The organism is Vibrio sp. Vb1980 (genome assembly GCF_033338615.1).
Taxonomy (GTDB): Bacteria; Pseudomonadota; Gammaproteobacteria; order Enterobacterales; family Vibrionaceae; genus Vibrio; species Vibrio alginolyticus.
The window spans coordinates 109,160-110,030 of sequence record NZ_JAWOSZ010000015.1 but is presented as its reverse complement, the minus strand read 5'-3'; the positions used below and the strand labels follow the sequence as shown (position 1 = coordinate 110,030).

The window sequence follows — 871 nt, the reverse complement described above, 5'->3', positions numbered from 1 at the left end:
AGTTAGTAGCTTGTTTATCGGTAAGGTGGCGCAACTGTTCCCACAACTCTTCAATCAGTGCGTTTGCTTCGTTAAGGTCAGAGGCTACGGGCGGTTCCTCTTGATATTTAGGGGCTTTCTTTCTGCTCATAACAAACAGGATGAAGCACTGGAATGATCACTCAATAGCCAAGAATGGATCAAGTGCTGAGTGTCACACTTTTTCTGTCAATAGGGGCTTGGTGAACACTTACTGAAACGCTCTCTAATAAAGCCTGAGCCCTTGCGTCCCTACCCTGCTCTATACGCTCATCGTTACCTAAATAGTTTGCAGAATGCTCAAGAGCTTTGTCATATTCACGCTCACGCTCCTGCAACTCATTAATTAGCTCTGTCAACCTTTGATTGGCTTCATTAAGCTTAATAGCCTTATTACTCATGTCGCTGAACAACAAAGATTGAAACTTTTCTGTTACGCGGGGCAGATTGCTACGTGACACTATAGCAAAGAACTGACAATAAAGATCAAAACTCAATTTCACTCAATAGGCCAACTCAAAGCAAGAAGTAACAATAAAGTTCGAAACTTTTCGACGCTTTTTGTCATAGTTTGTCTTTTGCTGTAGCAAGCTTTTGCCCCAAAATCGTTTAGAGTCAGTACTCTATACTACAGAGGCTCCATGTATTTGCCCTACTAAAAGTAATCCCTTTCACACCTTATAAATTCTCAAAATATGCCATCTGTTTGGCATGAGCACCAGTTGCAATAGAATGTATATTAATTATCTTGAGTGAGTATTAAATGATATCTTCCAGCGCGACTCAGTCCGTAAACGCGTAGCGTATATTCTCCTGGGGCGCGAACACCAATGCCCCAATCGAGCTTTCTTTC

At 41.8% G+C, this 871-nt stretch carries 1 protein-coding gene; it reads right to left on the bottom strand.

The window, feature by feature from the left end; genetic code table 11:
• Nucleotides 1-179: 179 nt before the first annotated feature.
• Nucleotides 180-515, bottom strand: coding sequence for a hypothetical protein (locus R7F64_RS19390; RefSeq protein ID WP_140302014.1), 336 nt, complete (start codon nt 513-515; stop codon nt 180-182).
• Nucleotides 516-871: the final 356 nt, after the last annotated feature.